The 20,614-nt window shown below is 70.8% G+C and carries 21 protein-coding genes and 1 tRNA gene; 12 read left to right on the forward strand and 10 right to left on the reverse strand.

Annotated features, from left to right (window positions below; translation table 11 throughout):
• Positions 1-28 precede the first annotated feature (28 nt).
• Positions 29-1,126, forward strand: coding sequence for a YheT family hydrolase (locus AC1MLT_RS11510; RefSeq protein ID WP_481032368.1), 1,098 nt, complete (start codon positions 29-31; stop codon positions 1,124-1,126).
• Complete coding sequence (locus tag AC1MLT_RS11515) at positions 1,119-1,694, forward strand: DUF2946 family protein (RefSeq protein ID WP_481032369.1); 576 nt, start codon at positions 1,119-1,121, stop codon at positions 1,692-1,694. Before AC1MLT_RS11510 ends, AC1MLT_RS11515 begins: the two co-directional genes overlap by 8 nt.
• A gap of 69 nt (positions 1,695-1,763) precedes the next feature.
• On the opposite strand, the gene AC1MLT_RS11520 is transcribed toward AC1MLT_RS11515, so the two are convergent.
• The 4 genes from AC1MLT_RS11520 to AC1MLT_RS11535 all read right to left on the reverse strand — a co-directional run bounded on the left by AC1MLT_RS11520 (position 1,764) and on the right by AC1MLT_RS11535 (position 8,516).
• A complete protein-coding gene (locus AC1MLT_RS11520) occupies positions 1,764-2,507 on the reverse strand; it encodes a c-type cytochrome (protein WP_481032370.1) in 744 nt (247 codons plus the stop codon).
• 136 nt (positions 2,508-2,643) lie between these two features.
• Positions 2,644-4,044 carry an efflux transporter outer membrane subunit gene (locus tag AC1MLT_RS11525; RefSeq protein ID WP_481032371.1) on the reverse strand — a complete coding sequence of 467 codons (1,401 nt, stop codon included), beginning with the start codon at positions 4,042-4,044 and terminating at the stop codon, positions 2,644-2,646.
• A 10-nt stretch (positions 4,045-4,054) separates the two neighbouring features.
• Positions 4,055-7,210 (reverse strand): efflux RND transporter permease subunit, encoded by a 3,156-nt coding sequence (locus AC1MLT_RS11530; protein ID WP_481032372.1) that lies wholly within the window; start codon positions 7,208-7,210, stop codon positions 4,055-4,057.
• 13 nt (positions 7,211-7,223) lie between these two features.
• Positions 7,224-8,516, reverse strand: a complete 1,293-nt coding sequence (locus AC1MLT_RS11535; RefSeq protein WP_481032373.1) for an efflux RND transporter periplasmic adaptor subunit — start codon at positions 8,514-8,516, stop codon at positions 7,224-7,226.
• A 203-nt stretch (positions 8,517-8,719) separates the two neighbouring features.
• Here AC1MLT_RS11535 and AC1MLT_RS11540 point away from each other — a divergent pair, with 203 nt between their 5' ends.
• The 4 genes from AC1MLT_RS11540 to AC1MLT_RS11555 all read left to right on the forward strand — a co-directional run bounded on the left by AC1MLT_RS11540 (position 8,720) and on the right by AC1MLT_RS11555 (position 12,066).
• On the forward strand, positions 8,720-9,445 hold the full coding sequence (locus AC1MLT_RS11540; RefSeq protein WP_481032374.1) for a TetR family transcriptional regulator: 726 nt from the start codon (positions 8,720-8,722) through the stop codon (positions 9,443-9,445).
• Positions 9,446-9,499: 54 nt separating this feature from the next.
• Positions 9,500-9,574 (forward strand) — tRNA-Arg (locus AC1MLT_RS11545).
• 333 nt (positions 9,575-9,907) lie between these two features.
• On the forward strand, positions 9,908-10,966 hold the full coding sequence (locus AC1MLT_RS11550) for an acyltransferase family protein (protein ID WP_481032375.1): 1,059 nt from the start codon (positions 9,908-9,910) through the stop codon (positions 10,964-10,966).
• 173 nt (positions 10,967-11,139) lie between these two features.
• Entirely contained in the window at positions 11,140-12,066 is a 927-nt protein-coding gene (locus AC1MLT_RS11555; protein WP_481032376.1) for a YihY/virulence factor BrkB family protein, read from the forward strand.
• Here AC1MLT_RS11555 and AC1MLT_RS11560 read toward each other — a convergent pair.
• From AC1MLT_RS11560 to AC1MLT_RS11575, 4 genes are all read right to left on the reverse strand, one after another.
• A complete protein-coding gene (locus tag AC1MLT_RS11560; RefSeq protein WP_481034987.1) occupies positions 12,063-12,494 on the reverse strand; it encodes a DoxX family protein in 432 nt (143 codons plus the stop codon). The two genes, AC1MLT_RS11555 and AC1MLT_RS11560, sit on opposite strands and share 4 nt — an antisense overlap.
• Before the next feature lie 68 nt (positions 12,495-12,562).
• Positions 12,563-13,408 (reverse strand): HvfC/BufC N-terminal domain-containing protein, encoded by an 846-nt coding sequence (locus AC1MLT_RS11565; RefSeq protein WP_481032377.1) that lies wholly within the window; start codon positions 13,406-13,408, stop codon positions 12,563-12,565.
• Positions 13,405-14,271, reverse strand: a complete 867-nt coding sequence (gene bufB, locus AC1MLT_RS11570; RefSeq protein ID WP_481032378.1) for an MNIO family bufferin maturase — start codon at positions 14,269-14,271, stop codon at positions 13,405-13,407. Before bufB ends, AC1MLT_RS11565 begins: the two co-directional genes overlap by 4 nt.
• A gap of 20 nt (positions 14,272-14,291) precedes the next feature.
• Entirely contained in the window at positions 14,292-14,597 is a 306-nt protein-coding gene (locus tag AC1MLT_RS11575) for a BufA1 family periplasmic bufferin-type metallophore (RefSeq protein WP_481032379.1), read from the reverse strand.
• Positions 14,598-14,771: 174 nt separating this feature from the next.
• Between AC1MLT_RS11575 and AC1MLT_RS11580 the strand changes: the two genes are divergently transcribed.
• From AC1MLT_RS11580 to AC1MLT_RS11590, 3 genes are all read left to right on the forward strand, one after another.
• Positions 14,772-15,317 (forward strand): sigma-70 family RNA polymerase sigma factor, encoded by a 546-nt coding sequence (locus tag AC1MLT_RS11580; RefSeq protein WP_481032380.1) that lies wholly within the window; start codon positions 14,772-14,774, stop codon positions 15,315-15,317.
• The gene (locus AC1MLT_RS11585) at positions 15,314-15,955 is read left to right on the forward strand and encodes an NrsF family protein (protein ID WP_481032381.1); all 642 of its coding nucleotides are present in this window, start codon (positions 15,314-15,316) and stop codon (positions 15,953-15,955) included. The genes AC1MLT_RS11580 and AC1MLT_RS11585 overlap by 4 nt, the downstream gene beginning before the upstream one ends.
• Before the next feature lie 160 nt (positions 15,956-16,115).
• Entirely contained in the window at positions 16,116-16,847 is a 732-nt protein-coding gene (locus tag AC1MLT_RS11590) for a glutathione S-transferase (protein WP_481032382.1), read from the forward strand.
• On the opposite strand, the gene rsmI is transcribed toward AC1MLT_RS11590, so the two are convergent.
• Entirely contained in the window at positions 16,844-17,779 is a 936-nt protein-coding gene (rsmI, locus tag AC1MLT_RS11595) for a 16S rRNA (cytidine(1402)-2'-O)-methyltransferase (protein WP_481032383.1), read from the reverse strand. The two genes, AC1MLT_RS11590 and rsmI, sit on opposite strands and share 4 nt — an antisense overlap.
• A gap of 35 nt (positions 17,780-17,814) precedes the next feature.
• On the opposite strand from rsmI, the gene AC1MLT_RS11600 reads away from it, so the two are divergent.
• The 3 genes from AC1MLT_RS11600 to AC1MLT_RS11610 are packed head-to-tail and all read left to right on the forward strand — an operon-like array spanning position 17,815 to position 19,585.
• Positions 17,815-18,201: a YraN family protein gene (locus AC1MLT_RS11600; protein ID WP_481032384.1), complete on the forward strand. Its 387-nt coding sequence runs from the start codon at positions 17,815-17,817 to the stop codon at positions 18,199-18,201.
• A gap of 26 nt (positions 18,202-18,227) precedes the next feature.
• Positions 18,228-18,830 carry an SIS domain-containing protein gene (locus AC1MLT_RS11605; RefSeq protein ID WP_481032385.1) on the forward strand — a complete coding sequence of 201 codons (603 nt, stop codon included), beginning with the start codon at positions 18,228-18,230 and terminating at the stop codon, positions 18,828-18,830.
• Entirely contained in the window at positions 18,827-19,585 is a 759-nt protein-coding gene (locus AC1MLT_RS11610) for a BON domain-containing protein (RefSeq protein ID WP_481032386.1), read from the forward strand. Before AC1MLT_RS11605 ends, AC1MLT_RS11610 begins: the two co-directional genes overlap by 4 nt.
• Positions 19,586-19,691: 106 nt before the next feature.
• Here AC1MLT_RS11610 and AC1MLT_RS11615 read toward each other — a convergent pair whose 3' ends face one another.
• A complete protein-coding gene (locus AC1MLT_RS11615; RefSeq protein WP_481032387.1) occupies positions 19,692-20,609 on the reverse strand; it encodes an NAD(P)-dependent oxidoreductase in 918 nt (305 codons plus the stop codon).
• Between the last annotated feature and the right edge of the window lie 5 nt (positions 20,610-20,614).

Genomic DNA, 20,614 nt, shown 5'->3' on the forward strand with positions numbered 1-20,614 from the left:
GAGGCAGAATCCGATTTCCGTGCCGGACATGCCCTCCCCTTCCTTGCCTTCCTCCCCGCTCCAACGCGACATTTCCCCCGACCTGCGCTATGCCGCGCCGCGCTGGCTGCCGGGCGGCCACCTGCAGACGATCTGGCCGGCGCTGTTCTCGCGCCACACCGCCGGCCCTCCGCCGGCATTCCGGCGCGAGCGCTGGACGGCGCCGGATGGCGACTTCATCGATGTCGATTTCCTGTCGCGCGCCCGGGAGGCCGGACCGCCGGCCGCCGGCTCGAGGCCGCTGCTGGTGCTGTTCCACGGCCTGGAGGGCTCCTCGGCCAGCCACTATGCGCAGGCGATGGCCGAGTGGGCCGCGGCACGCGACTGGGACTTCGCGGTGCCGCACTTCCGCGGCTGCAGCGGCGAGATCAACCTTGCGCCGCGGGCCTACCACTCGGGCGACCACGAGGAGATCGGCTGGATCCTGGCCCGCTTCGCGGCGCGGCTGGCGCCCGATGCGGGCGCCTCGGCGCCGCCATTGCGCGCCATGGGCGTGTCGCTGGGCGGCAATGCGCTGCTGCGCTGGGCCGAGGAGGCCGGCACGACGGCGCGCCGGACGGTGCGGGCGCTCGCCGCCGTCTCGGCGCCGCTCGACCTGCTGGCCGGCGGGGCGGCGATGGGACGCGGCTTCAACCGCCAGGTCTACACCCGCATGTTCCTCGCCACCATGAAGCCCAAGGCGCTGGCCAAGCTGGCCCAGCATCCGGGACTGTTCGACCGCCAGCGCCTGCTGGCGGCCCGCGACCTGCGCGACTTCGACAATGTCTTCACCGCGCCGCTGCATGGTTTCCGCGACACCGACGACTACTGGTCGCGCGGCTCGGCCGGGCCGCACCTGCATGCGGTGCGCGTGCCGACGCTGGTCGTCAACGCGGCCAACGACCCCTTCGTGCCGGCGGCGAGCCTGCCGCGGCCGGGCGAGGTCGGCCCGTGCGTCACGCTGTGGCAACCCCGCCATGGCGGCCACGTCGGCTTTCCGCTCGGCCTGCCGCCGGGCCACGTGCGCGGCCTGCCCGAGCGTGTAGGCGACTGGCTCGCCCGGCAGGACGGGCCCGCACGCCTCGCGCACAATGGCCCTCATGGATGACATCGTCAGGCAGGCCCTCGCGAAGTGGCCGAACGTTCCGCATTGCCACGGCTGGCTCGGCCTCGATGCGCGTGGCAACTGGTTCCTACGCGACGACGGAGCGCAGGCCACTGGCCCCTTCCCGGCCTCGAAGGGCTCGATGCTGCGGCATGACAAGCTGATCGAGTTCATCCACCGCAACTACGCGGCCGACGAGGAGGGCCAGTGGTTCTTCCAGAACGGTCCGCAGCGCGTCTATGTCGAGCTCGAGGCCGCGCCCTGGGTCTGGCGCGTGGACGACGACTTCAACCTCGTCTCGCACACCGGCCTGGCGGTCGAGCAGCCGTCAGTCCCGACCGGCGGGGCCCTGACGGCCGACGCGGCGCCGGTGCTGCTCGACGAGACCGGCCGGCTCTATGTCGCGACCGCGCTCGGCCTGGGACTGGTGCACACGCAGGATGTCGGCCTGGCCGCCGATGCCATCGAGCAGGGCCGCTGGCCGGCGCCACGGGAGTCGCGCGCCGGGGACCTGCCGGCGCGTTTCGGGTATGTGCCGAGTCCGGCCGCGCGCCGCCCCGCGGCGTCCTGAAACGACACAGCCGGCATGGAAGCCGGCTGCGGGGAGAGAGGCCCTGGTTGCGATGCCGGAGCGTCGGCCTCAGCGGCCGGCGGCTGGCGCGGGCGTCGCGGCGGTGGTTGGGACCGAGGAGGTCGATGCCGCCGTCGGTGCCGTGCCGGGTGCCGCCGGCACCGGAGCCGCCGCGCCGGGCGCCGCCGCGTCGGTGGCCGTGGCGGCACCGGAAGCGGCACCCTGGGCCGGCATCGCGGCGCCATCGGCGCCGGCTGCGGCCGCCGCCGGACGCTCGGGCACCGTGAACTTGGCGCCACCCGCATTGGCCAGGTAGACCACCGCGCGGCCGATCTCCAGGTCCTCGAAGTCGCCACCACCCTGCGGCGGCATCGCGCCCTTGCCCTTGAGCGCGTGCTCGAGCAGCGTCGCATAGCCCTGGCCGATGCGGGGGGCCCAGGCGGAGGCGTCGTTCAGGTGGGGCGCACCGGGGATGCCCGGACTGCCATGGCAGGCGACGCACTGCGTCTTGAACACGGTCTCGCCAGCGGCGAGGGCACGGTTGGCGTCGCGGATCTCGATGGAGCCCACGCGCTTCAGGCGATCGGCCAGCTCGCGGTCGCGAGCATCCTGCGACACGCCATAGAGCGCCATGTTGTCGCCGGTGGCCGCGCCAGCGGGCTTGTTGCCCGATGTCACGTAGGCGACCAGACCGACGATGATGAGGATGGGAACGATGAACGAGATGCCGACGGCGAGCAGAAGCTGCTTCGGGTTCTTGATCGGGCCGGTGTGGGCTTCTTGTGCGGCCTGGTAGTGCGGTTCTGCGCTCATGGCGTCCTCAAATCAAGCGTGGGGCTGCTGGGCTTTCCGGGTCCAGACTCCTGGGCCGGAAGCACCTTCGAATCGACCGGCGATTATAGGGAGGCCCTCGGCGTCTCCGGGCGCATGGCCGGAGACGCCCGTGCGTTCAGCGACCGTTCCAGCCGCCACCCAGCGCCTGGTAGAGGGCGACCTGGTTCTGCAGCTCCAGCAATCGCGCCTGGACCGCCAGCTGCTGGGCCGAGAACAGCGAGCGCTGCGCGTCGAGCAGGTCGAGCGCGCTCGAGATGCCATTGCGATAGCGCAGATCCTGCAGGCGGAAGCGCGCCGCCTCGGCATCGGACTGGGCCCGCTGCGCGCGCACCTGTTCGCCCAGCGTCTGGCGGCCGGCCAGTGCATTGGCGACATCGCGGAAGGCGGCCTGGATCGACTTCTCGTACTGCGCCACGGCGATGTCGCGCCCGGCGATGGCCGAATCCAGCCCGGCGCGATTGGCGCCGGCGTTGAAGATCGGCAGCACCAGCTGGGGCGCGAAGGTGAACGCGCTGGTGCCGGCCTTGAACAGGCCCGACAGCTCGTTGCTGACCGTGCCCGCCGTCGCGGTGAGCGAGATGCGTGGGAAGAACGCCGCGCGCGCCGCGCCGATGTTGGCGTTGGCGGCGATCAGCTGCTGCTCGGCGGCACGGATGTCGGGTCGCTCCGTCAGCAGGTCGGAGGGCAGGCCCACCGGCAGATCGGGCAGCGCCCGGGCGTTGTCCAGGCGCCCCAGGCCCTGTGGCGCGGCCAGCGCCGAGGACGGCACCGGCGCGCCCAGCAGCAGCGCCAGCGCGTTCTCGTCCTGCAGCCGCGTGCGCTGCTGCTGGGCATAGGAGGCGCGCGCGTTCTCGGCCAGCGAGCTGGCGAGCTGGAAGTCGATCTCCGACGACACGCCGTTCTCCAGCCGCAGCTTCGTCAGCCGCACCGAATCGTCGCGCGTGGCGAGCGTCTGGCGCGTGATCTCCAGCAGTTCGTCGTCGGCCAGCAGCGTGTACCAGCCGGAGGCGACGGCGGCGATCAGGCTGATCTGCGCGCTGCGCTGGGCTTCCTCGGTGGCCAGGTAGCGTGCCAGCGCCTGCTGCTTCAGGCTGTCGAGGCGGCCGAAGAAGTCGAGTTCCCAGGCCGACACGCCCAGGCCGACCTGGAAGGTGTTGTAGAGCTCGCCATTGAGCACCGAAGGCTGGCGGGTCCCCGTCGCGATGCCGTTGAGCGCCGGGAACTGGGCCGAACGGCTGACCTGGAACTGGGCGCGGGCCTGCTCGATGTTGAGCGCCGTGACGCGCAGGTCGCGGTTGTTGGCCAGCGCCGTGCCCAGCAGGCCCTGCAGCCGCGGGTCGGCGAAGAAGTCCTGCCACGGCACGGTCGCGGCGGCCGGCCCGGCGGGCTGCGCCGGATCGCCCGGGAAGGTGGTGGGCACGGGCGCCGCGGGACGCTCGTAGGTCGGGATCAGCGAGCAGCCCGCCAGCGCGAAGCTGGCAGCCAGCGCGCCGAGCGTGGTGCGAAGAGACGTCATCGTTGGCTTCCTAGTCATGGCTTTGCTCGATCCCCGCGGCCTCGGCATGGCGGCGGTTGACTTCCTGCTGCCGCTTGCTGCCCTTGAAGAGACCGCGCACGACGACGAAGAACACCGGCACGAAGAACACGGCCAGCAGCGTGCCGGTGACCATGCCGCCCAGCACGCCGGTGCCGATGGCGCGCTGGCTGGCCGAACCGGCGCCCGAGGCCAGGACCAGCGGCAGCACGCCCAGACCGAAGGCCAGCGAGGTCATGATGATCGGACGGAAGCGCAGGTGCGCCGCTTCCAGCGCCGCCTGCACGACCCCCTTGCCCTGCGCCTGCAGGTCCTTGGCGAACTCGATGATCAGGATCGCGTTCTTCGCCGACAGGCCGATGATGGTGATCAGGCCGACCTGGAAGTACACGTCGTTGGAGTAGGAGCGCAGCATCGTCGCGAGCAGCACGCCCAGCACGCCGCACGGCACCACCAGGATCACCGCCAGCGGGATCGACCAGCTCTCGTAGAGCGCGGCCAGGCACAGGAACACCGCCAGGATGGCGAAGCCGTAGAGGATGATGGCCTGCGAGCCGGCGAGCTTCTCCTCGCGCGACTGGCCGGTCCACTCGTAGCCGAAGCCCGCCGGCAGCTGCGCGGCCAGGCGTTCCATCTCGGCCATCGCGGCGCCCGAGCTGGAGCCCGGAGCGGCCGAGCCCGAGATGCGCACGGCGCCGTAGCCGTTGTAGCGCACCGTCTGCTGCGCACCGGTGATCCAGCGCGTCGACGCGAAGGTCGACAACGGCACCGGAACGCCCTGCGTGTTCATGGCGTTGAGCTTGAGCAGGTCCTGCGGCTGCATGCGCGCCGGCGCGTCGGCCTGCACCACCACCCGCTGCAGGCGACCCTGGTTGGGGAAGTCGTTGATGTAGCTCGAACCCAGCGCCGTCGACAGCGTCGTGTTGATGGCCTCGAAGGTCACGCCCAGGGCGTTGGCCTTGTCGCGGTCGATGTCGATGCGCAGCTGCGGCGCGTCCTCCAGGCCGTCGGGGCGCACCTGCGCGAGCAGCGGGCTCTTGGCGGCCATGCCCAGCAGCTGGTTGCGCGCGGCGATCAGGGCCTCGTGCCCGGCGCCGGCGCGATCCTGCAGCCGGAACGTGAAGCCGCTGGCGTTGCCCAGCTCGGGGATCGGCGGCGGGCTCAGCGGATAGATGAAGGCATCGCGCACGCCGGAGAGCGCGCCGAAGGCCCGCCCCGCCAGCCCTTCGGCATTGCTGCCCGGCTCCTTGCGCTCGTCCCAGTCCTTGAGCGTGACGAAGGCGAGGCCCGCGTTCTGGCCCTGGCCGGAGAAGCTGAAGCCCAGCACGCCGACCATGCTCTGCACTTCGGGCTGCTTCAGGATGAAGCCTTCGACCTGCTGCATGACCGACAGCGTGCGCTCCTGCGTGGCGCCCGGGGGCAGCTGCACGTTGACGATGATGTTGCCCTGGTCCTCCTGCGGCAGGAACGACGTCGGCAGCCCGCGGAACAGCACCACCACCGCGGCGCAGATCGCCACGTAGATGATCAGCCAGCGCGCGGCGCGCTTGAGCATGCGCGAGACGAAGCTCTCGTAGCCCTTGGCCGTGCGCGTGAAGCGGCGGTTGAACCAGCCGAAGAAGCCGCGCTTCTCGTGGTGACCGTCGTCCACCGGCTTGAGCAGCGTGGCGCACAGCGCCGGCGTGAGCGACAGCGCCAGGAAGGCGGAGAAGGCGATCGACGACACCATCACGGCCGAGAACTGGCGATAGATGTTGCCGGTGGAGCCGGCGAAGAAGGCCAGCGGCACGAACACCGAGATCAGCACCACGGTCACGCCGATGATGGCGCCCGAGATCTGCTTCATCGCCTTGCGCGTGGCGTCCAGCGGCGAGAGCTTCTCCTCGACCATGATGCGCTCGACGTTCTCGACCACCACGATCGCGTCGTCCACCACGATGCCGATCACCAGCACCATGCCGAACATCGTCAGCACGTTGATCGAGAAGCCCAGCGCCGACAGCACGGCGAAGGTGCCCAGCAGCGCGATCGGCACCACGATGGTGGGGATGACCGTGTAGCGCCAGTTCTGCAGGAACACGAACATCACGATGAACACCAGCGCCACCGCCTCGAACAGCGTCTTGACCACCTCGGTGATCGAGATCTTCACGAAGCGCGAGCTGTCGTAGGGGATGTCCCATTTGACGCCCTGCGGGAAGTAGCGCGACAGCTCGGTCATCTTGGCGCGCACGGCCTGGGCCGCCTGCAGCGCGTTGCCGGTGGGCGAGAGCTGGACGCCGATGCCCACGGCCGGCTGGCCGTTCAGGCGCGCCGAGGTCGAGTAGGCCTGGCCGCCGAGCTCGATGCGGGCGACGTCCTTCAGACGCACCGACGAACCATCGACGTTGGCGCGCAGCACGATGTTGCCGAACTGCTCGACGCTGCTGAGCTGGCCGGTGACGACCACGGTGGCGGCGATGCTCTGGCCGGTGATGTTGGGCAGGTCGCCGATCGAGCCCGAGGAGACCTGGGCGTTCTGGGCGCGGATCGCCGCGTTGACGTCGGCCGGCGACAGGTTGTAGCCCTGCAGCTTGGCCGGGTCGATCCAGATGCGCATCGCGCTCTCGGTGCCGAACAGCTGGGCCTGGCCGATGCCGGGCACGCGCTGGAGTTCGGGCACGACGTTGCGCGAGGCGTAGTCGCCCAGCTTGATCGTGCTGATCGAGGGATCCTCGGACGACAGGATCGCGAACAGCAGGAAGTTGTTGCGCGACTTGTCCACGCGCACGCCCTGCTGCGTCACGGCGGCCGGCAGGCGCGGGGTGGCGCGCGAGAGCCGGTTCTGCACGTCGACCTGCGCGAGGTCGGGATTGGTGCCGGTCTCGAAGGTCACCGTGATGGTGCCGGTGCCGTCGGCCTGGGCCACCGACTCGACGTAGATGAGACCGGGCGAGCCGTTCATCTCGCGCTCGATCACGGACAGCACGCTGTCCTCCAGCGTCTGCGCCGAGGCGCCTGGATACGCGGTGTTGATGACGATCGCCGGTGGCGCCACCGGCGGATATTGCGCGATGGGCAGCTGGGTGATCGCCAGCCCGCCCATCACGATGATGAACAGCGCGATCACCCACGCGAAGATGGGACGATCGATGAAGAACTTGGCCATGCGGAGGCGCTCCTTACTTGGCGGCCGACGCGGCGGGGGCCGTCGCCGTCGCCGGTGCCGAGGCCGCCGGCGCCGCGGCTGCGGCTGCGGCCGGCGCGGTGCCCGGCTTGGTCCACGGCACGGCCTTCACCGGCGTGCCCGGGGGCATCATCTGCAGCTTCTGGAAGCCGTCGACCATCACCTGCTCGCCGGCCTTCAGGCCTTCGAGCACCACCCACTGGTTGTCCCGGGCGGTGCCGACCTTGACGTTGCGCTTGCTGAGCTTGCCATCGGCGCCGACCACCGTGACGGTGTCGCCCTGCTGCGTGCGCGTGACCGCCTGCTGCGGCAGCGCGATGGCGTCGTTGACCTGGGCCTGCTCGATGCGCACCCGCACGTACAGGCCGGGCAGCAGTTCGCCCTTCGGATTGGGCACCTCGGCGCGCAGCGTGACCTGGCCGGTGGTCGGATCGACCGTGAGATCGGAGAACAGCAGCTTGCCCGGCAACCCGTACTCGGTGCCGCCCTCGAGCACCACGCGCACGCTGGCCGCGTCGCCGCCGCCGGCGCGCATGAGCTTGCCCTCGGACATCGCGCGGCGCAGGGCCAGCGCGTCGTTGGCCGACTGGGTGAAGTTGACGTAGAGCGGATTGATCTGCTGGATGACCGCCAGCTGCGTCGCGTCGCCCTGCCCGACCAGCGCGCCCTCGGTGACGAGCGCGCGGCCGATGCGGCCGGAGATCGGCGCCGTCACGGCGGCATAGCCGAGGTTGATCCGGGCCGTCGCGACGGAGGCGCGACCCACGGCCACGTCGGCCTCGGCGGCCTTCTGCGCGGCCACGGCATTGGCGTATTCCTGCTTGCTCACCGCGTTGGCCTCGACCAGCGGCTTGTAGCGCTCGGCCAGCGCCTTGGCCTGGGCGGCATTGGCCTCGGCCCGCGCCAGGCTGGCCTGGGCGCTCTGCGCGGCGGCGGCATAGGGCGAGGCGTCGATGCGGAACAGCGGCTGGCCGGCCTTGACGTCGCTGCCTTCGCGGAACAGGCGTTCCTGCAGGATGCCGGCGGCGCGGGCGCGCACCTGCGCGATGCGGGAGGCCTCCAGCCGACCGGGCAATTCGGTCACGAGGCCGATGTCGCCGGGCGTGGCGACCACCACGCCGACTTCCGGCGGCGGCGGCGCCGCGCCCGCCGGGGCCGCAGCGGCCTTGTCCGGTCCCTTGCCGCAACCCGCGAGCATGACGGCCACCACCACGGCGGCGAGGACGACGCTGCCGGCGACGCGGCGGGAAGCCGGCGAACGGCCACGAGAGACATGCAGGTGCGGCATGTGATTCCTTAGAAAACGACGGACTCGGAGGCCAGACGTGCGACACGGAACGCCACCGGGGTGGATACGGTCGCAGGGGCCACGGGAAAGGCGGCTAGTTTACATACATTCGTGAATGTATGGCGTTATATTCGGACGACCGCGAATCCGGCACGGGTGCGGATGTGGACGCCGATATCGATACCGACCAGGAGACAAGCACAGTGGCCCGTTCCACGAAACAGGAAGCGCTCGCGACACGCAACCGGCTGCTCGACGCCGCCGAGGTGCTGTTCCAGGCCCAGGGCGTCTCGCAGACCTCGCTGCAGCAGATCGCCCAGCAGGCCGGCGCGACGCGTGGCGCCATCTACTGGCACTTCAAGGACAAGGCCGACCTGTTCAACGCGATGATGGAGCGCGTCACGCTGCCGCTCGAAGCCGCCAGCCAGGCCGCCGGCGCGACGCCGGGCGATCCGCTCGGCGAGATCGTGCACCGGCTGGTCGCCGCCCTCCAGCTGATGACCTCCGACGCCCAGGTCCGGCGCGTGCTGGAAGTGGCGACCCACCAGGTCGAGTACACGCAGGAGATGCAGTCGGTGCGGCAGCGCCACCTGAGCGTGCGCCAGGGCTGCATCACCGATTTCGAGAAGGCGTTCCGGCTCGCCGCGCGGCGCCAGCACCTGCGGCTGCCGATACCGGCGCGCGTGGCGGCCCTGGGCATGCACGCGCTCATCGTCGGCGTGATCCAGAACTGGCTGCTCGATTCGACCGCCTTCGATCTGGTGCGCACGGGACGGCAGGCCTTCGGCGTGTACGTGACGGGGCTGGGCTTCCGCCTCGACGACGCGGCGGATGCGCAGCCGGCCGCCATCGCGACCAGCACCGCCGCGACAACGTCCGACCCGGCCGCCGAGGCCGCCGCCGCGGTCATTGCGGCGGTCGCCTCCTGAAGACGGCCGGATCGGTCATAATCCGAGGCTGCCGGCCTTGCCGGCGTCCCCTCTCTCGCTGTATTTCAACGGATAGAATTCGGCCCTCCGAAGGCTGAGATCCAGGTTCGATTCCTGGCGGCGGGACCAGACACTGCTTCGGGGCATACCTCTCCCCGCCTTCCCCTACTTCTCTTTCCGACCGACCCGCACGCCTTCCCGGCGTGGCGGGTTTTTGCTTTGGCTCCGGCGAGGTCGGTCACCGGGTCGCATCGCCGGCTTGCATGCCAAGTCCAGTCCGTCGATCGCTTCATTTAAGAAGAGGGCTCATGTCTCCATGGCGAGGCCGGACAAATAATAAATTTGTCGTCATCCTCCCCTCTGTTCATCGATTCATCCTGTCGACTCCTGCCAGCGATGGATCCATGGTTCGGTCCGACCTCGACATCTCGCGCGATGCCGCGAACCATGAAAAAGCACGCAATGGAAAATCAACGACTGGATTTCCTGGATTTCTCGCGCGGCATCGCCGCGCTCCTGGTGTTCGTGTCGCATGCCGGAGCGAGCACGGGCTATTTCTCGAAGCTGGGTTACCGGTACGAGTGGGTGGATTTCGGGCAGGCCGGGATCATCACCTTCTTCTTCGTCAGCGGCTTCGTGATCCCATGGAGTCTGGAGCACTCGAAGAGCCTGCGTTCGTTCGCGATCCGCCGCATCTTCAGGCTCTACCCTCTGTTCGTCTGTCTCCTCGGCCTGAGTCTGGTCCTGCAGATGTTCGGCGTCCCCTATCCGATGCCGCTCGGCAACCAACCCATGGCGACCGTGATGTCAAATCTCTTCATGGTGTGGGAGCCCCTGCGACATACCGACCTCGTCCTGGGCTCCTGGACCCTCACCATCGAGATCGTCTGGTATGCCGCATTCGGACTGCTCTTCCACTTCGGCCTGCAGAGGGATCTCCGGGCATTGGCCATCGCGACGGCCACCCTGTTCATCGGCGTCGCCACCGTCTCCCTCGTCATGGACATCCGCCTGCCATTGGGGAGGCTGGGGATGCTGGGGGTCTGTCTCCTGGGCTACTACTGCTACAAGCTCCACATCCGCCAGATCGGTCGACGCGACGCGCTGACCTGGATGGCGCTCCTGGTGGCGAGCATCCTCTTCATGCTCTGGACCGCGTTCTCGCATCACAGGTCCCAGACATCGAACTTCCCAACCGTGCTGATCTCCTGGTCGATCGGCCTCGTGCTGTTCTGCGTGCCCTTGATCTTTCGACAGTACCGGTTCTTCCAGATGCCCGTGTTCATGAGGTTCGGGCGCCACAGCTATTCGATCTATCTGGCCCATCCGCCGATCCTCTTCTTCTGCCGCCACGCCTTCACCGAGCCTGCGGTCAGCCTGCTGTGCAGCATCGTCATGCTGCTGGGCATCTCCGCCCTGCTGTTCAGGTTCGTCGAGGCTCCCGGCATCCAGGCGGGCAAGTTCCTCGATCGGGCGCTGGCATCGCGCCATTCCCTTCGCTATCGGCAGAAGGAGACCTGAGAGGCGACCTGCCGCGCCACGAGGTGAAGGCGACTCGGGCATGCTCACGGGTGCTCGTCCGATCGCGGCGTCCGCCCGGACGCGAATCGGACGAGCGATGGACCCGCAGGCGCCTCGCCTGCGGAAAAGCCGATCCACGGTACCCGCCTCCAGCCCTTCGCCCGTCCCGATCCATGAACTCATTGACCACCGCGTGGCGCGGCGTCAAGCGGAGCGTCCTGACCGCTCCCGGCCTGCGCATCCTCGTGCCGGCCATCCGCAACTACATCCTGCACCAGAGCGCCAACCAGGCCGGCAGCCTGGCGTTTTCCTCGGTGCTCGCCATGTTCCCGTTGCTCCTGCTGTTGTCGGCCGCCGCGGGCTATGTCGGCGAGCCGGGCGACGTCGCGGCGCTCGTGAACCGCGTGATGGCCTATGCGCCGCAGGTGGTGCGCGATGCGGTGCAGCCGGTCATCGACGAGGTCCTGGCCCAGCGCAACCAGGCGCTGCTCACGATCGGCCTGCTGACGACGCTCTGGACCTCGTCCTCGGGCCTGCAGGCGGTGCGCTCGGCGCTCAACCGCGCCTATGGCATCGAGCGCGGCCTGCCGTTCTGGAAGGCGCGCATCAAGGTCACGCTCTTCACGGTCATCGTCGGTGTCGGCGTGATGGCGGTCTTCAGCTCCGTGATCGTGCTGCCCTATGTGTGGCGTTTCCTCGAGACCCATGTCGGCATGGCGCGCGATGCGTTCTGGCTGCGCAACAGCGTGCGCTACGGTTCGGCCTTCGTCACGCTCTTCCCGCTCTATGCGCTGATGTACGGCTGGCTGCCCGATGTCCGCCAGCGTCTCCACACGGTGCTGCCGGGCGCGTTCGTGGGCGCCGTGTTCTGGGTCGGCGCCGCCGCCACGCTGTCCTATACGCTGGGCAGCGTCGGCAAGCTGGCGCTGCTCTACGGCAGCTTCGCCGGCGTGGTGGCGACGCTCGTCTTCCTCTACATCAGCGCCACGACACTGATCTTCGGGGCCGAGGTGAACGGGGTGATCCGGGCGCGCCGCGAGGCGTCGGACGGCGCTGCAGGATCCGTGGACGCGACGGGCTCGAAGGGCGCATCCGCCTAGCGGATCCCGCACCACCGATCGAGCGACAGCCAGCCGCCGCCGCGCCCGATCAGGTAGAGCAGCAGTCCGGCCCAGGACAGGTGCGTCGGCCAGGCCTCGGGATAGACGAAGACCTGGATGACCAGCGTCATGCCCAGCAGGGCCAGGGCCGACAGCCGCGTCAGCAGGCCCAGCACCAGGAGCACCGGGAACACGAGTTCGGCGGTGGCGGCCAGGTGCGCCGCGAGGTCGGGCGGCAGCAGCGGCAGCCGGTACTCGAGGCGGAACAATGCCCGCGCGCCGTCGGTCACGGTGAGCAGGCCTTCGACCTTGGTGCGGCCCGAGAGGAAGAAGATGGCCGCGATGGCGAGTCGCGCGACGCCGGCGACGACATCGTGCGGCAGCAGCCATGCGAGCCGGTCGGCGATGCGGTGCCAGCGCGCGCGCATGCGGCACGGCCTGGGACCCGGGGCCGCCGGCGAGGCGGTCGAGGTCCCGCGCGGGGTCGATGGCGGTGTCATGTGAAGGCGCTCCCGGAGTCATGGCAGGCGAGTGCGTCGGCCTGCAGCAGCTGCGCGAACAGCATCGTCAGGTCGACGTCGCACCGGGCCCGCGCGGCGGCCCGGGCCGCCTCGGCCAGCGACCCGCCGGCGGCGCAGGCGTCGAGGAACGCCACCTCGGCGCGATCGATGGCGTGCCAGGTCACGGTGTCGACGGGGCGCGTCAGCAGGGCGCCTTCACCGTGCCAGGCGAGTTCCGTGCCGCCGTCGTGGCCGTCGCGGTCGTCGCGGTCGTCGCGGTCGTCGGCCATGTCGCATCGATTGCGCCGCCAGATGCTGCGGATCGGCAGGTCGTCGAACCAGGCCCAGCGCGCGGCCGGATGCGGCACGACGCGCAGTGCGCCCAGCGCCCCGGGCGCCAGGCCCGCCAGACGGGCGCCGTCGAGGCAGTCGCCATCGGCCGCGACATGGGACTCGGTCCAGCAGCGATCGAGTCGCGCGACACCGCTCAGGTAGGGCAGCGCCGCCGCCGGCTCGAAGCCGGCCAGGAAGTCGGCGAAGCCGGCGCCATAGCCGAGCAGCCGGCCATCGCGTGGCGGCTCGTTCGCGACATGCAGGGCCGCCGCGGCGCGGAACCATGGCACGCCGACCAGCCGGACCACCGCGGGGTGGTTGGCCTCGAGCGCATCGATGCAGCCCTTGCGCACCGTGTTGCGATGGACCGCGAAGGCGGGTTGCCGGGCCAGGGCCTCGAGCGACGCCGGCACGCCGGAGCCGGCCGGCGCGGCGCCATCGGGTGCCAGCAGCAGCCGGACGAAGCCGGCCTGGAATTCGGCCAGGGCGGGCGATGCCGCGGCGCTCACAATGCCACCGCCTCGGGCATGTCGGCCATGCCGGCCGCATCGACCGCCGCGAGCACGCCGGCGGCGATGGCGGCTTCCGCCAGCAGGACATCGAAGCCGGGGACGTCGCCATCGCGTTCGATCAGCGTGGGACGCGCGCCGATGCGCCCGATCACCCGGCGATACAGGCGCCAGACCTCGGGCGCGACCGGCGTGTCGTGCGAATCGATCCGCAGCGCCGCGCCGAGCGCGGGATCGAGCGTGTGGCCCGCGAGATGGATCTCGGTCACGGCGGCGCCGGGAAAGCGGTCGAGATAGGTCTCGGCGCAGAACCCGAGATTGCCGGCCGAGACATGGACGTTGTTGACATCCAGCAGCAGCCCGCAGCCGGTGCGCCGCACGAGTTCGGCGAGGAAATCGATCTCGTCCCACGCATGCGCGTCGAGTCGCAGGTAGTGCGACGGATTCTCGATCGAGATCGCGCGGCCGAGCACCGTCTGCGTCCGGTCGATGTGGTCGGCGATGCGCCGCAGCGCTTCGGTGGTGCGCGGAAACGGCAGCAGGTCGGGCAGGTGCAGGCCGTTCCAGGCCGTCCATGCCAGATGCTCCGAGACCCGGGCCGGCTGCAGACGCTCGACCAGGGCGGCGAAGCGCCGCAGATGCGCCTCGTCCGGCGGCGCGCTGCCGGCCAGCGACAGCGAGACTCCGTGCAGCGACAGCGGATGGACGGCGCGCACCGCATCGAGCCGACGCAGCCGGGGTCCGCCCTCGACCATGTAGTTCTCCGGATGGACCTCCAACCACAGCCCTTCGACCCGGCAGGCGAGCGCCGCGTCGAAGTGCTGGGGCTTGAGGCCGAGCCCGGCCCCGAGAAGGGAAGGCATGGAAACCGCCGATTCCGGGTTCAGCGCCTGATTTCCATCAACGAACCCATGCCCTGGGGCGTCTTCATCGTGACGCACGTGCCCGCCGGCACATACTTCCAGGCGTTGGGCTGGTAGTCGACCTTCGAGGTGCCGGCGCAGCTGGTGCCGGTGCCCGCGGCGCAGTCGTTCTTGCCGGCCATGGCCACGCCATAGCATTTCTCCATCGCGCCCTTCGCGTCCATGGCGCCCTTCCCGGCCATGGAGGAGGTGTCCTGGGCGATGGCGGCGCCCGCGGCGAGGGCGCTCAGCGCGACGGTGGTGAGGGCGAGTTGACGAGTGAACATGGGAAGCTCCGGAAGTTGAGGATGGCGACCGGCCCGAATGGCGCGGTCCTTCCGGATTCGGGAGCGAACCGCGGCGGGTTACGGCGCGCCACCGCGATGCGTCGAAATAAATTCCTTCCGGCGCTGTAACTTCCGGACCGCCCGGCACGAATCCCGATCAGGAGAGCCACACACTTGAACCCTGCCGAACCCGTGCTGCGCAGTCTGCTGATGCGAGGCCTCGAAGGCGACGGCGCGGCCTACCACGCGTTTCTTCGCCAGCTCGGCGCCCACCTGCGCGCCTATCTGGGCCGGCGCCTGTTCGGCTGGCCCGACGACGTCGAGGATCTTGTCCAGGAATGCCTGATCGCCATGCACAACCAGCGCCACACCTACCAACCCGACCAGCCCTTCACCGCCTGGGCGCATGCCATCGCGCGCTACAAGATGATCGACCTGCTGCGGACCCGCTCCGGCCGCGAGGCGCTGCACGAGCCACTGGACGACGAGATGGCGCTCTTCGCCGACTCGGCCGTCGAGGCCAGCGACGCGCGGCGCGATCTGGGCGGCCTGCTCGATTCCCTGCCCGATCGACAGCGCCTGCCGATCGTCCACGTGAAACTCGAAGGCCTCTCCGTCGCGGAGACGGCGCAGCGCACCGGCATGTCGGTCTCGGCCGTGAAGATCGGCATCCATCGCGGCCTCAAGGCCCTGGCCCTGCGGATCAAGGAGGCGCCATGAGGACGGACGATCTGGTCGCCATGCTCGCCACCGGCATCGAGCCGGTGCGGCCGCATGCCACGCGGCATCGGCTCGCGCGGGCCCTGCTGGTCGGAGCGCCGCTGTCGCTCCTGGCGATGCTCGTCGGCTTCGGCCTGCGGCACGATCTGGCCCAGGTCGTCGCGCTGCCGATGTTCTGGGTCAAGCTGCTGTTTCCCATCAGCATCGCCGCGGCGAGCTTCCTCGTGGTCCAGCGGCTGGCCCGCCCGGGCGTGCGCATCGGCGCTTCGTGGCTGGGCCTCGCCGTGCCGGTCGCCTGCATGGGCGCGCTGGCCGGGCTGGCCTGGTTCGATGCCCCCGTGGAGGCCCGCCTGCCGCTGCTGCTGGGAGCGACCTGGCGCAGCTGCGCCGCCAGCATCGCGTTGCTGGCGCTGCCGATGTTCGTGGCGGCGCTGCTCGCATTGCGCGGACTGGCGCCGACCCGTCCGGCCGTCGCCGGCGCCATGGCCGGCGCGTGGGCCGGCGCGACCGGCGCCACGGTCTATGCCCTGCACTGCCCCGAACTGACGGCGCCTTTCCTCGCGGTCTGGTATGTCGCCGGGATGGCGCTGCCGGCGCTGGCGGGGGCGCTGCTCGGCCCCAGGCTGCTGCGCTGGTGAAGTCACCGGGGCGCTGCTGAGGCGGCGACCCGGACGCCGGCAGGGTCGGCGACTGGCGGTGATCGGCGGCGACGGCACGTCTGCCTAGACTGGTCGTCCGGCGCTCCCGCCCCCCGCCCCCCGCCCCCTGCCCCGTCCTCCACCGCCACCCTCCTGCCGCATGACGACCTACCAGCTCCATTACTGGCCCACCATCCAGGGCCGCGGCGAATTCGTCCGCCTCGCACTGGAGGCGGCCGGCGCCGACTATGTCGACGTCGCGCGCCAGCCGCCCGCCGAGGGCGGTGGCGAGGCGGCGCTCGTCGACCGGCTGGCCGACGCGCGCAACCCGCATCCGCCGTTCGCGCCGCCGTTCCTGGTCGATGGCGATGTCGTCGTCGGCCAGACCGCGGCGATCCTGCTCCACCTCGGCCCGCGCCTGGGCCTGGCGGGCAGCGGCGAGGCCGATGCGCTCTGGACGCACCAGCTCCAGCTCACCGTGGCCGATGCCGTCGCCGAGGCGCACGACACGCACCACCCGATCGCCGTCGAGCGCTACTACGAGGACCAGCGCGAAGCGGCCCTGCAGCGCTCGCGATCCTTCCGCGACGCCCGCATCCCCAAGTTCCTGGGCTGGTTCGAGGACGTCCTGCGACGCAATCCGGCCGGTGACGCGCATCTCGTGGGCGCCACGCTCACCTATGCCGACCTGTCCCTGTTCCAGCTGGTGGCCGGCCTGCGCCATGCGTTCCCGAAGGCCACGGCCCGGGCCCTGGCGGACGCGCCGGCGGTGGTCCGGCTGCATGCCAATGTCGCGCGCCGCCAGCGCGTCCACGACTACCTGCACAGCCCGCGCCGCCTCCCGTTCAACCAGGAAGGCATCTTCCGCCACTATCCCGAGCTCGACGCCTAGGCGTTGCGGATGCGGATGGCGGCGTCGTAGAGCGCGTTGCGCGAGGCGCCGGTGATCTCGGCGGTCAGGCGCACCGCGCCCTTCACCGGCAGGCCCTCGGCCAGCAGCAGGCGCAGCACGCGGTCGGCCTCGGCGCCGTCGTCGGCGCGGGCGGCGACCGGATGCAGCGCCAGCGCGAACTCGCCGCGCGCGCGATCGCGGCCGGCGGCGAACCACTCGGGCAGGGCCCGGGCCTCGACGGTGGCGATCTCCTCGAACTGCTTGGTGAGTTCGCGGCCGATGGTCACGCGCCGCTCGCCCAGCACCGCCAGCGCGCGCGCCAGGGCCTCGATGCGATGCGGCGCCTCCAGCAGCACCACGCTGCGCGGCTCGGCCGCCAGGGCCTGCACGGCGGCATCGCGCTCGCCGGCCTTGCTCGACAGGAACCCGGCGAAGACGAAGGCGCTGCTCTCGTCGCCGGGCGCCGCGACCAGGCCGGCCGCGCCCAGCAGCGTGGTGACGCTGCTCGCGCCCGGCAGCGGCAGCACGCGGTGGCCGGCCTCGCGCGCCACGGCCACCAGCCGGGCGCCGGGATCGCTCACGCCGGGCGTGCCGGCATCGCTCACATAGGCCACGCGCTGACCCTGGGCCAGCCGTGCGACCACCATCTGCGCCGCCTCGGCCTCGTTGTGCTGGTGCACCGCCAGCAGCTGCGCGCCGGGGCGGTCGATGCCATAGGCGCGCAGCAGGCCCTGCGTGTGGCGCGTGTCCTCGCAGGCGACCACGTCGGCCAGCTGCAGCACGTGCAGGGCGCGCAGCGTGATGTCGGCCAGGTTGCCGATCGGCGTCGCCACGACATACAGGGTGGCCTGCGGATAATGCTGCGCGCCCGCGGCATCGCGCGCGGCCGACAGGGCGGCGCCGAAAGCGGCCGGAGCGAGGGTGTGGGACAAGGAGATTCTCCAGTGCGACAGACGGACGGGACGGGATGACGGTGGTGGCGACGACGACCACGACGACCACCAAGCAGCGCGGCGATGCGGCCGAGGACGCGGCACTGGCGCACCTGGAGGCCGCCGGCCTGCGGCTGGTGACGCGCAATTATCGGACGCCCGGACGCGGCGGCGGCGAGATCGATCTGATCCTGCGCGACCCGCGCGACGCCACGCTGGTCTTCGTCGAGGTGCGCCAGCGCGCGAGCGACAGCCATGGCGGCGCGGGCGGCAGCATCACCGGCGTCAAGCGGCGCCGCATCGTCTTCGCCGCCCGCCACTACCTGATGGACCTGCGCGTGCTGCCGCCGTGCCGCTTCGATGTCGTGCTGGTCGAGGCCGGCCGCATCGAATGGCTGCAGGGCGCTTTCGACGCCGCCTGACGCCGGGGCCGTATCATCGCGGGCCCATGCTAGAGCAACGAATCCAGCAGCACTTCATCGACAGTGCCGACCTCAAGTACCAGGCCGGCCCGGCGCTCAGCAAACCGATCTCCCAGGCCATGCAGGCGCTGCTCGCCTGCGTCACCAGCGGCGGCAAGATCCTGGCCTGCGGCGCTGGTGTCTCGGGCCTGCTGGCGCAGCAGTTCGCGGCCCAGTTCGTCGGCCGCTTCGAGCGCGAGCGCCCTGGCCTCGCCGCGCTGGCGCTGCTCGGGGGCGATCCGAGCGATCCGGCCGCCGACACGCCCGAGGCCGCCGATGCCGGCCACTTCGCCCGCCAGGTCCACGCCCTCGGTCAGGCCGGCGACGTGCTGCTGGCGCTGAGCGCGACCGGGCAGTCGGCCGGCGTGCTGGCCGCCATCGAGGCCGCGCACGCGCGCGAGATGACCGTCGTCGCGCTGCTCGGCGCGAGTGGCGGCGCGGCCGGCCGCGCCTTGCGCGAGACCGACGTCCAGGTCCGCGTGCCGCACGAGCGCGCCGTCCGCATCCATGAAGTCCACCTGATCGCGCTGCACTGCCTGTGCGACGGGGTGGACGCCCAGCTACTCGGAGAACAGGAACCCTTCACATGACGACCACCACCACCCCTCTCGCATCCCTGCGCCGCCTGGCGCTGATGCTCACCGCGGGCGCCGCGCTGGCGGGCTCGCTCACCGCCTGCGTGCCGCTGGTGGTCGGCGGCGCGGCCGCGGGCGCCGGCCTGGTCGCGACCGACCGCCGCACCTCGGGCGCGCAGCTCGACGACCAGGGCATCGAACTGCGCGGCGCCGCCCGCATCCGCGACATCGCCAACGACCAGATGTACGTCAGCATCACCAGCTTCAATCGCCAGGTGCTGCTGACCGGCACGGTGGGCGTCGAGGCCGATCGTCGGCGCGTGGAGGAGATCGCGCGCGGCCTGGACAACGTGCGTGGCGTGGTCAACGAGACCGTGGTCGGTCCGGCCAGCAGCTTCCAGCAGCGCTCCAGCGACACCTTCATCACCGGCAAGGTGAAGGCCTCGCTGCTCGATGCCAAGGACATCTTCGCCACCTCGTTCAAGGTGGTGACCGAGCGCAACGTGGTCTACCTGATGGGCCTGGCGACCCGCCGCGAGACCGATCGCGCCACCGACATCACGCGTGGCGTGGCCGGCGTCGACAAGGTGGTGCGGGTGGTCGAGATCGTCAGCGAGGCCGAACTCGCCGGCCAGACGCGCCAGGGCGGCACCAGCCCTTCGCCCAACACCGTCAACAGCGTCGCGCCCGCCGCCCGCTCCAGCGTCCCGCTCCCCCCCATGGACCCCCTGCCCGCCTCCGGCGGCGCCACCGTCACCCCCGTCCGCTGAGGCTCAGCAAAGCCAGGGACACCGCGGAACCGGCTCCGCCGGGCCGCCGGTGTCGCCCCCTGGAAGGGGGTTGGCGAAGCGGCACGCAGTGCGCGAAGACCGGGGGTCAGCTCAATCTCTTGATCAGGCTCGACGTGTCCCAGCGCGCGCCGCCCGCCTGCTGCACGTCGGCATAGAACTGGTCGACCAGTGCCGTCACCGGCAGCCGGGCGCCGTTGCGCCGGGCTTCCTCCAGCACCAGCCCGAGGTCCTTGCGCATCCAGTCGACCGCGAAGCCGAAGTCGAACTTGCCCTCGACCATCGTCTTGCCACGGTTCTCCATCTGCCAGCTCTGCGCCGCGCCCTTGGAGATCACGCCCAGCACGGCATTCATGTCCAGGCCGGCACGCTGCCCGAAGGCGATCGCCTCGCTCAGGCCCTGGACCACGCCGGCGATGCAGATCTGATTGACCATCTTGGCCAGCTGGCCCGAGCCGCTCTCGCCCAGCAGCGTGATGGCGCGCGAGAACGCGGCGGCCACCGGCCGGACGATTTCGAACGTCGCGGCATCGCCGCCGCACATCACGGTCAGGGCGCCGTTCTGCGCACCGGCCTGGCCTCCGGAGACCGGGGCGTCGATGAACTGCAGGCCGCGCTCCAGCGCAAGGGCCGACAGCTCGCGCGCCACGTCGGCCGAGGCGGTCGTGTGGTCGACGAACACCGTGCCCCGCGCCATGCCGGCGAAGGCGCCATCGTCGCCCAGCACCACCGAGCGCAGGTCGTCGTCGTTGCCGACGCAGCAGAAGACGATCTCGGCCCCGGCGGCGGCCTCGCGCGGCGTGGCGGCATGGGCCAGCGTGCCGGCGGCGCCGGCGAACTCGGCCGTCCAGGCCGCCGACTTGGCCGGCGTGCGGTTGTAGACCGTGACGTCGTGCCCGGCCTGGGCCAGGTGACCGGCCATGGGATAGCCCATCACGCCGAGGCCGAGGAAGGCCACCTTGCGGGAGGGAACGGATTCGTAGGTGCGGGAGTTGATGCTGCTCATGGCGG

This window comes from Variovorax sp. PEI5 (assembly GCF_056679935.1).

Bases quoted from the DNA above. Each gene is read 5' to 3' on its own strand.
- AC1MLT_RS11520 (WP_481032370.1), bottom strand. From the start codon at position 2,507: ATGAGCGCAGAACCGCACTACCAGGCCGCACAAGAAGCCCACACCGGC.
- AC1MLT_RS11550 (WP_481032375.1), top strand. From the start codon at position 9,908: ATGGAAAATCAACGACTGGATTTCCTGGATTTCTCGCGCGGCATCGCC.
- AC1MLT_RS11525 (WP_481032371.1), bottom strand. From the start codon at position 4,044: ATGACGTCTCTTCGCACCACGCTCGGCGCGCTGGCTGCCAGCTTCGCG.
- AC1MLT_RS11530 (WP_481032372.1), bottom strand. From the start codon at position 7,210: ATGGCCAAGTTCTTCATCGATCGTCCCATCTTCGCGTGGGTGATCGCG.
- AC1MLT_RS11535 (WP_481032373.1), bottom strand. From the start codon at position 8,516: ATGCCGCACCTGCATGTCTCTCGTGGCCGTTCGCCGGCTTCCCGCCGC.
- AC1MLT_RS11610 (WP_481032386.1), top strand. From the start codon at position 18,827: ATGACGACCACCACCACCCCTCTCGCATCCCTGCGCCGCCTGGCGCTG.
- AC1MLT_RS11515 (WP_481032369.1), top strand. From the start codon at position 1,119: ATGGATGACATCGTCAGGCAGGCCCTCGCGAAGTGGCCGAACGTTCCG.
- AC1MLT_RS11555 (WP_481032376.1), top strand. From the start codon at position 11,140: ATGAACTCATTGACCACCGCGTGGCGCGGCGTCAAGCGGAGCGTCCTG.
- AC1MLT_RS11560 (WP_481034987.1), bottom strand. From the start codon at position 12,494: ATGCGCGCGCGCTGGCACCGCATCGCCGACCGGCTCGCATGGCTGCTG.
- AC1MLT_RS11600 (WP_481032384.1), top strand. From the start codon at position 17,815: ATGACGGTGGTGGCGACGACGACCACGACGACCACCAAGCAGCGCGGC.
- AC1MLT_RS11590 (WP_481032382.1), top strand. From the start codon at position 16,116: ATGACGACCTACCAGCTCCATTACTGGCCCACCATCCAGGGCCGCGGC.
- bufB (WP_481032378.1), bottom strand. From the start codon at position 14,271: ATGCCTTCCCTTCTCGGGGCCGGGCTCGGCCTCAAGCCCCAGCACTTC.
- AC1MLT_RS11575 (WP_481032379.1), bottom strand. From the start codon at position 14,597: ATGTTCACTCGTCAACTCGCCCTCACCACCGTCGCGCTGAGCGCCCTC.
- AC1MLT_RS11605 (WP_481032385.1), top strand. From the start codon at position 18,228: ATGCTAGAGCAACGAATCCAGCAGCACTTCATCGACAGTGCCGACCTC.
- AC1MLT_RS11615 (WP_481032387.1), bottom strand. From the start codon at position 20,609: ATGAGCAGCATCAACTCCCGCACCTACGAATCCGTTCCCTCCCGCAAG.
- AC1MLT_RS11585 (WP_481032381.1), top strand. From the start codon at position 15,314: ATGAGGACGGACGATCTGGTCGCCATGCTCGCCACCGGCATCGAGCCG.
- AC1MLT_RS11510 (WP_481032368.1), top strand. From the start codon at position 29: ATGCCCTCCCCTTCCTTGCCTTCCTCCCCGCTCCAACGCGACATTTCC.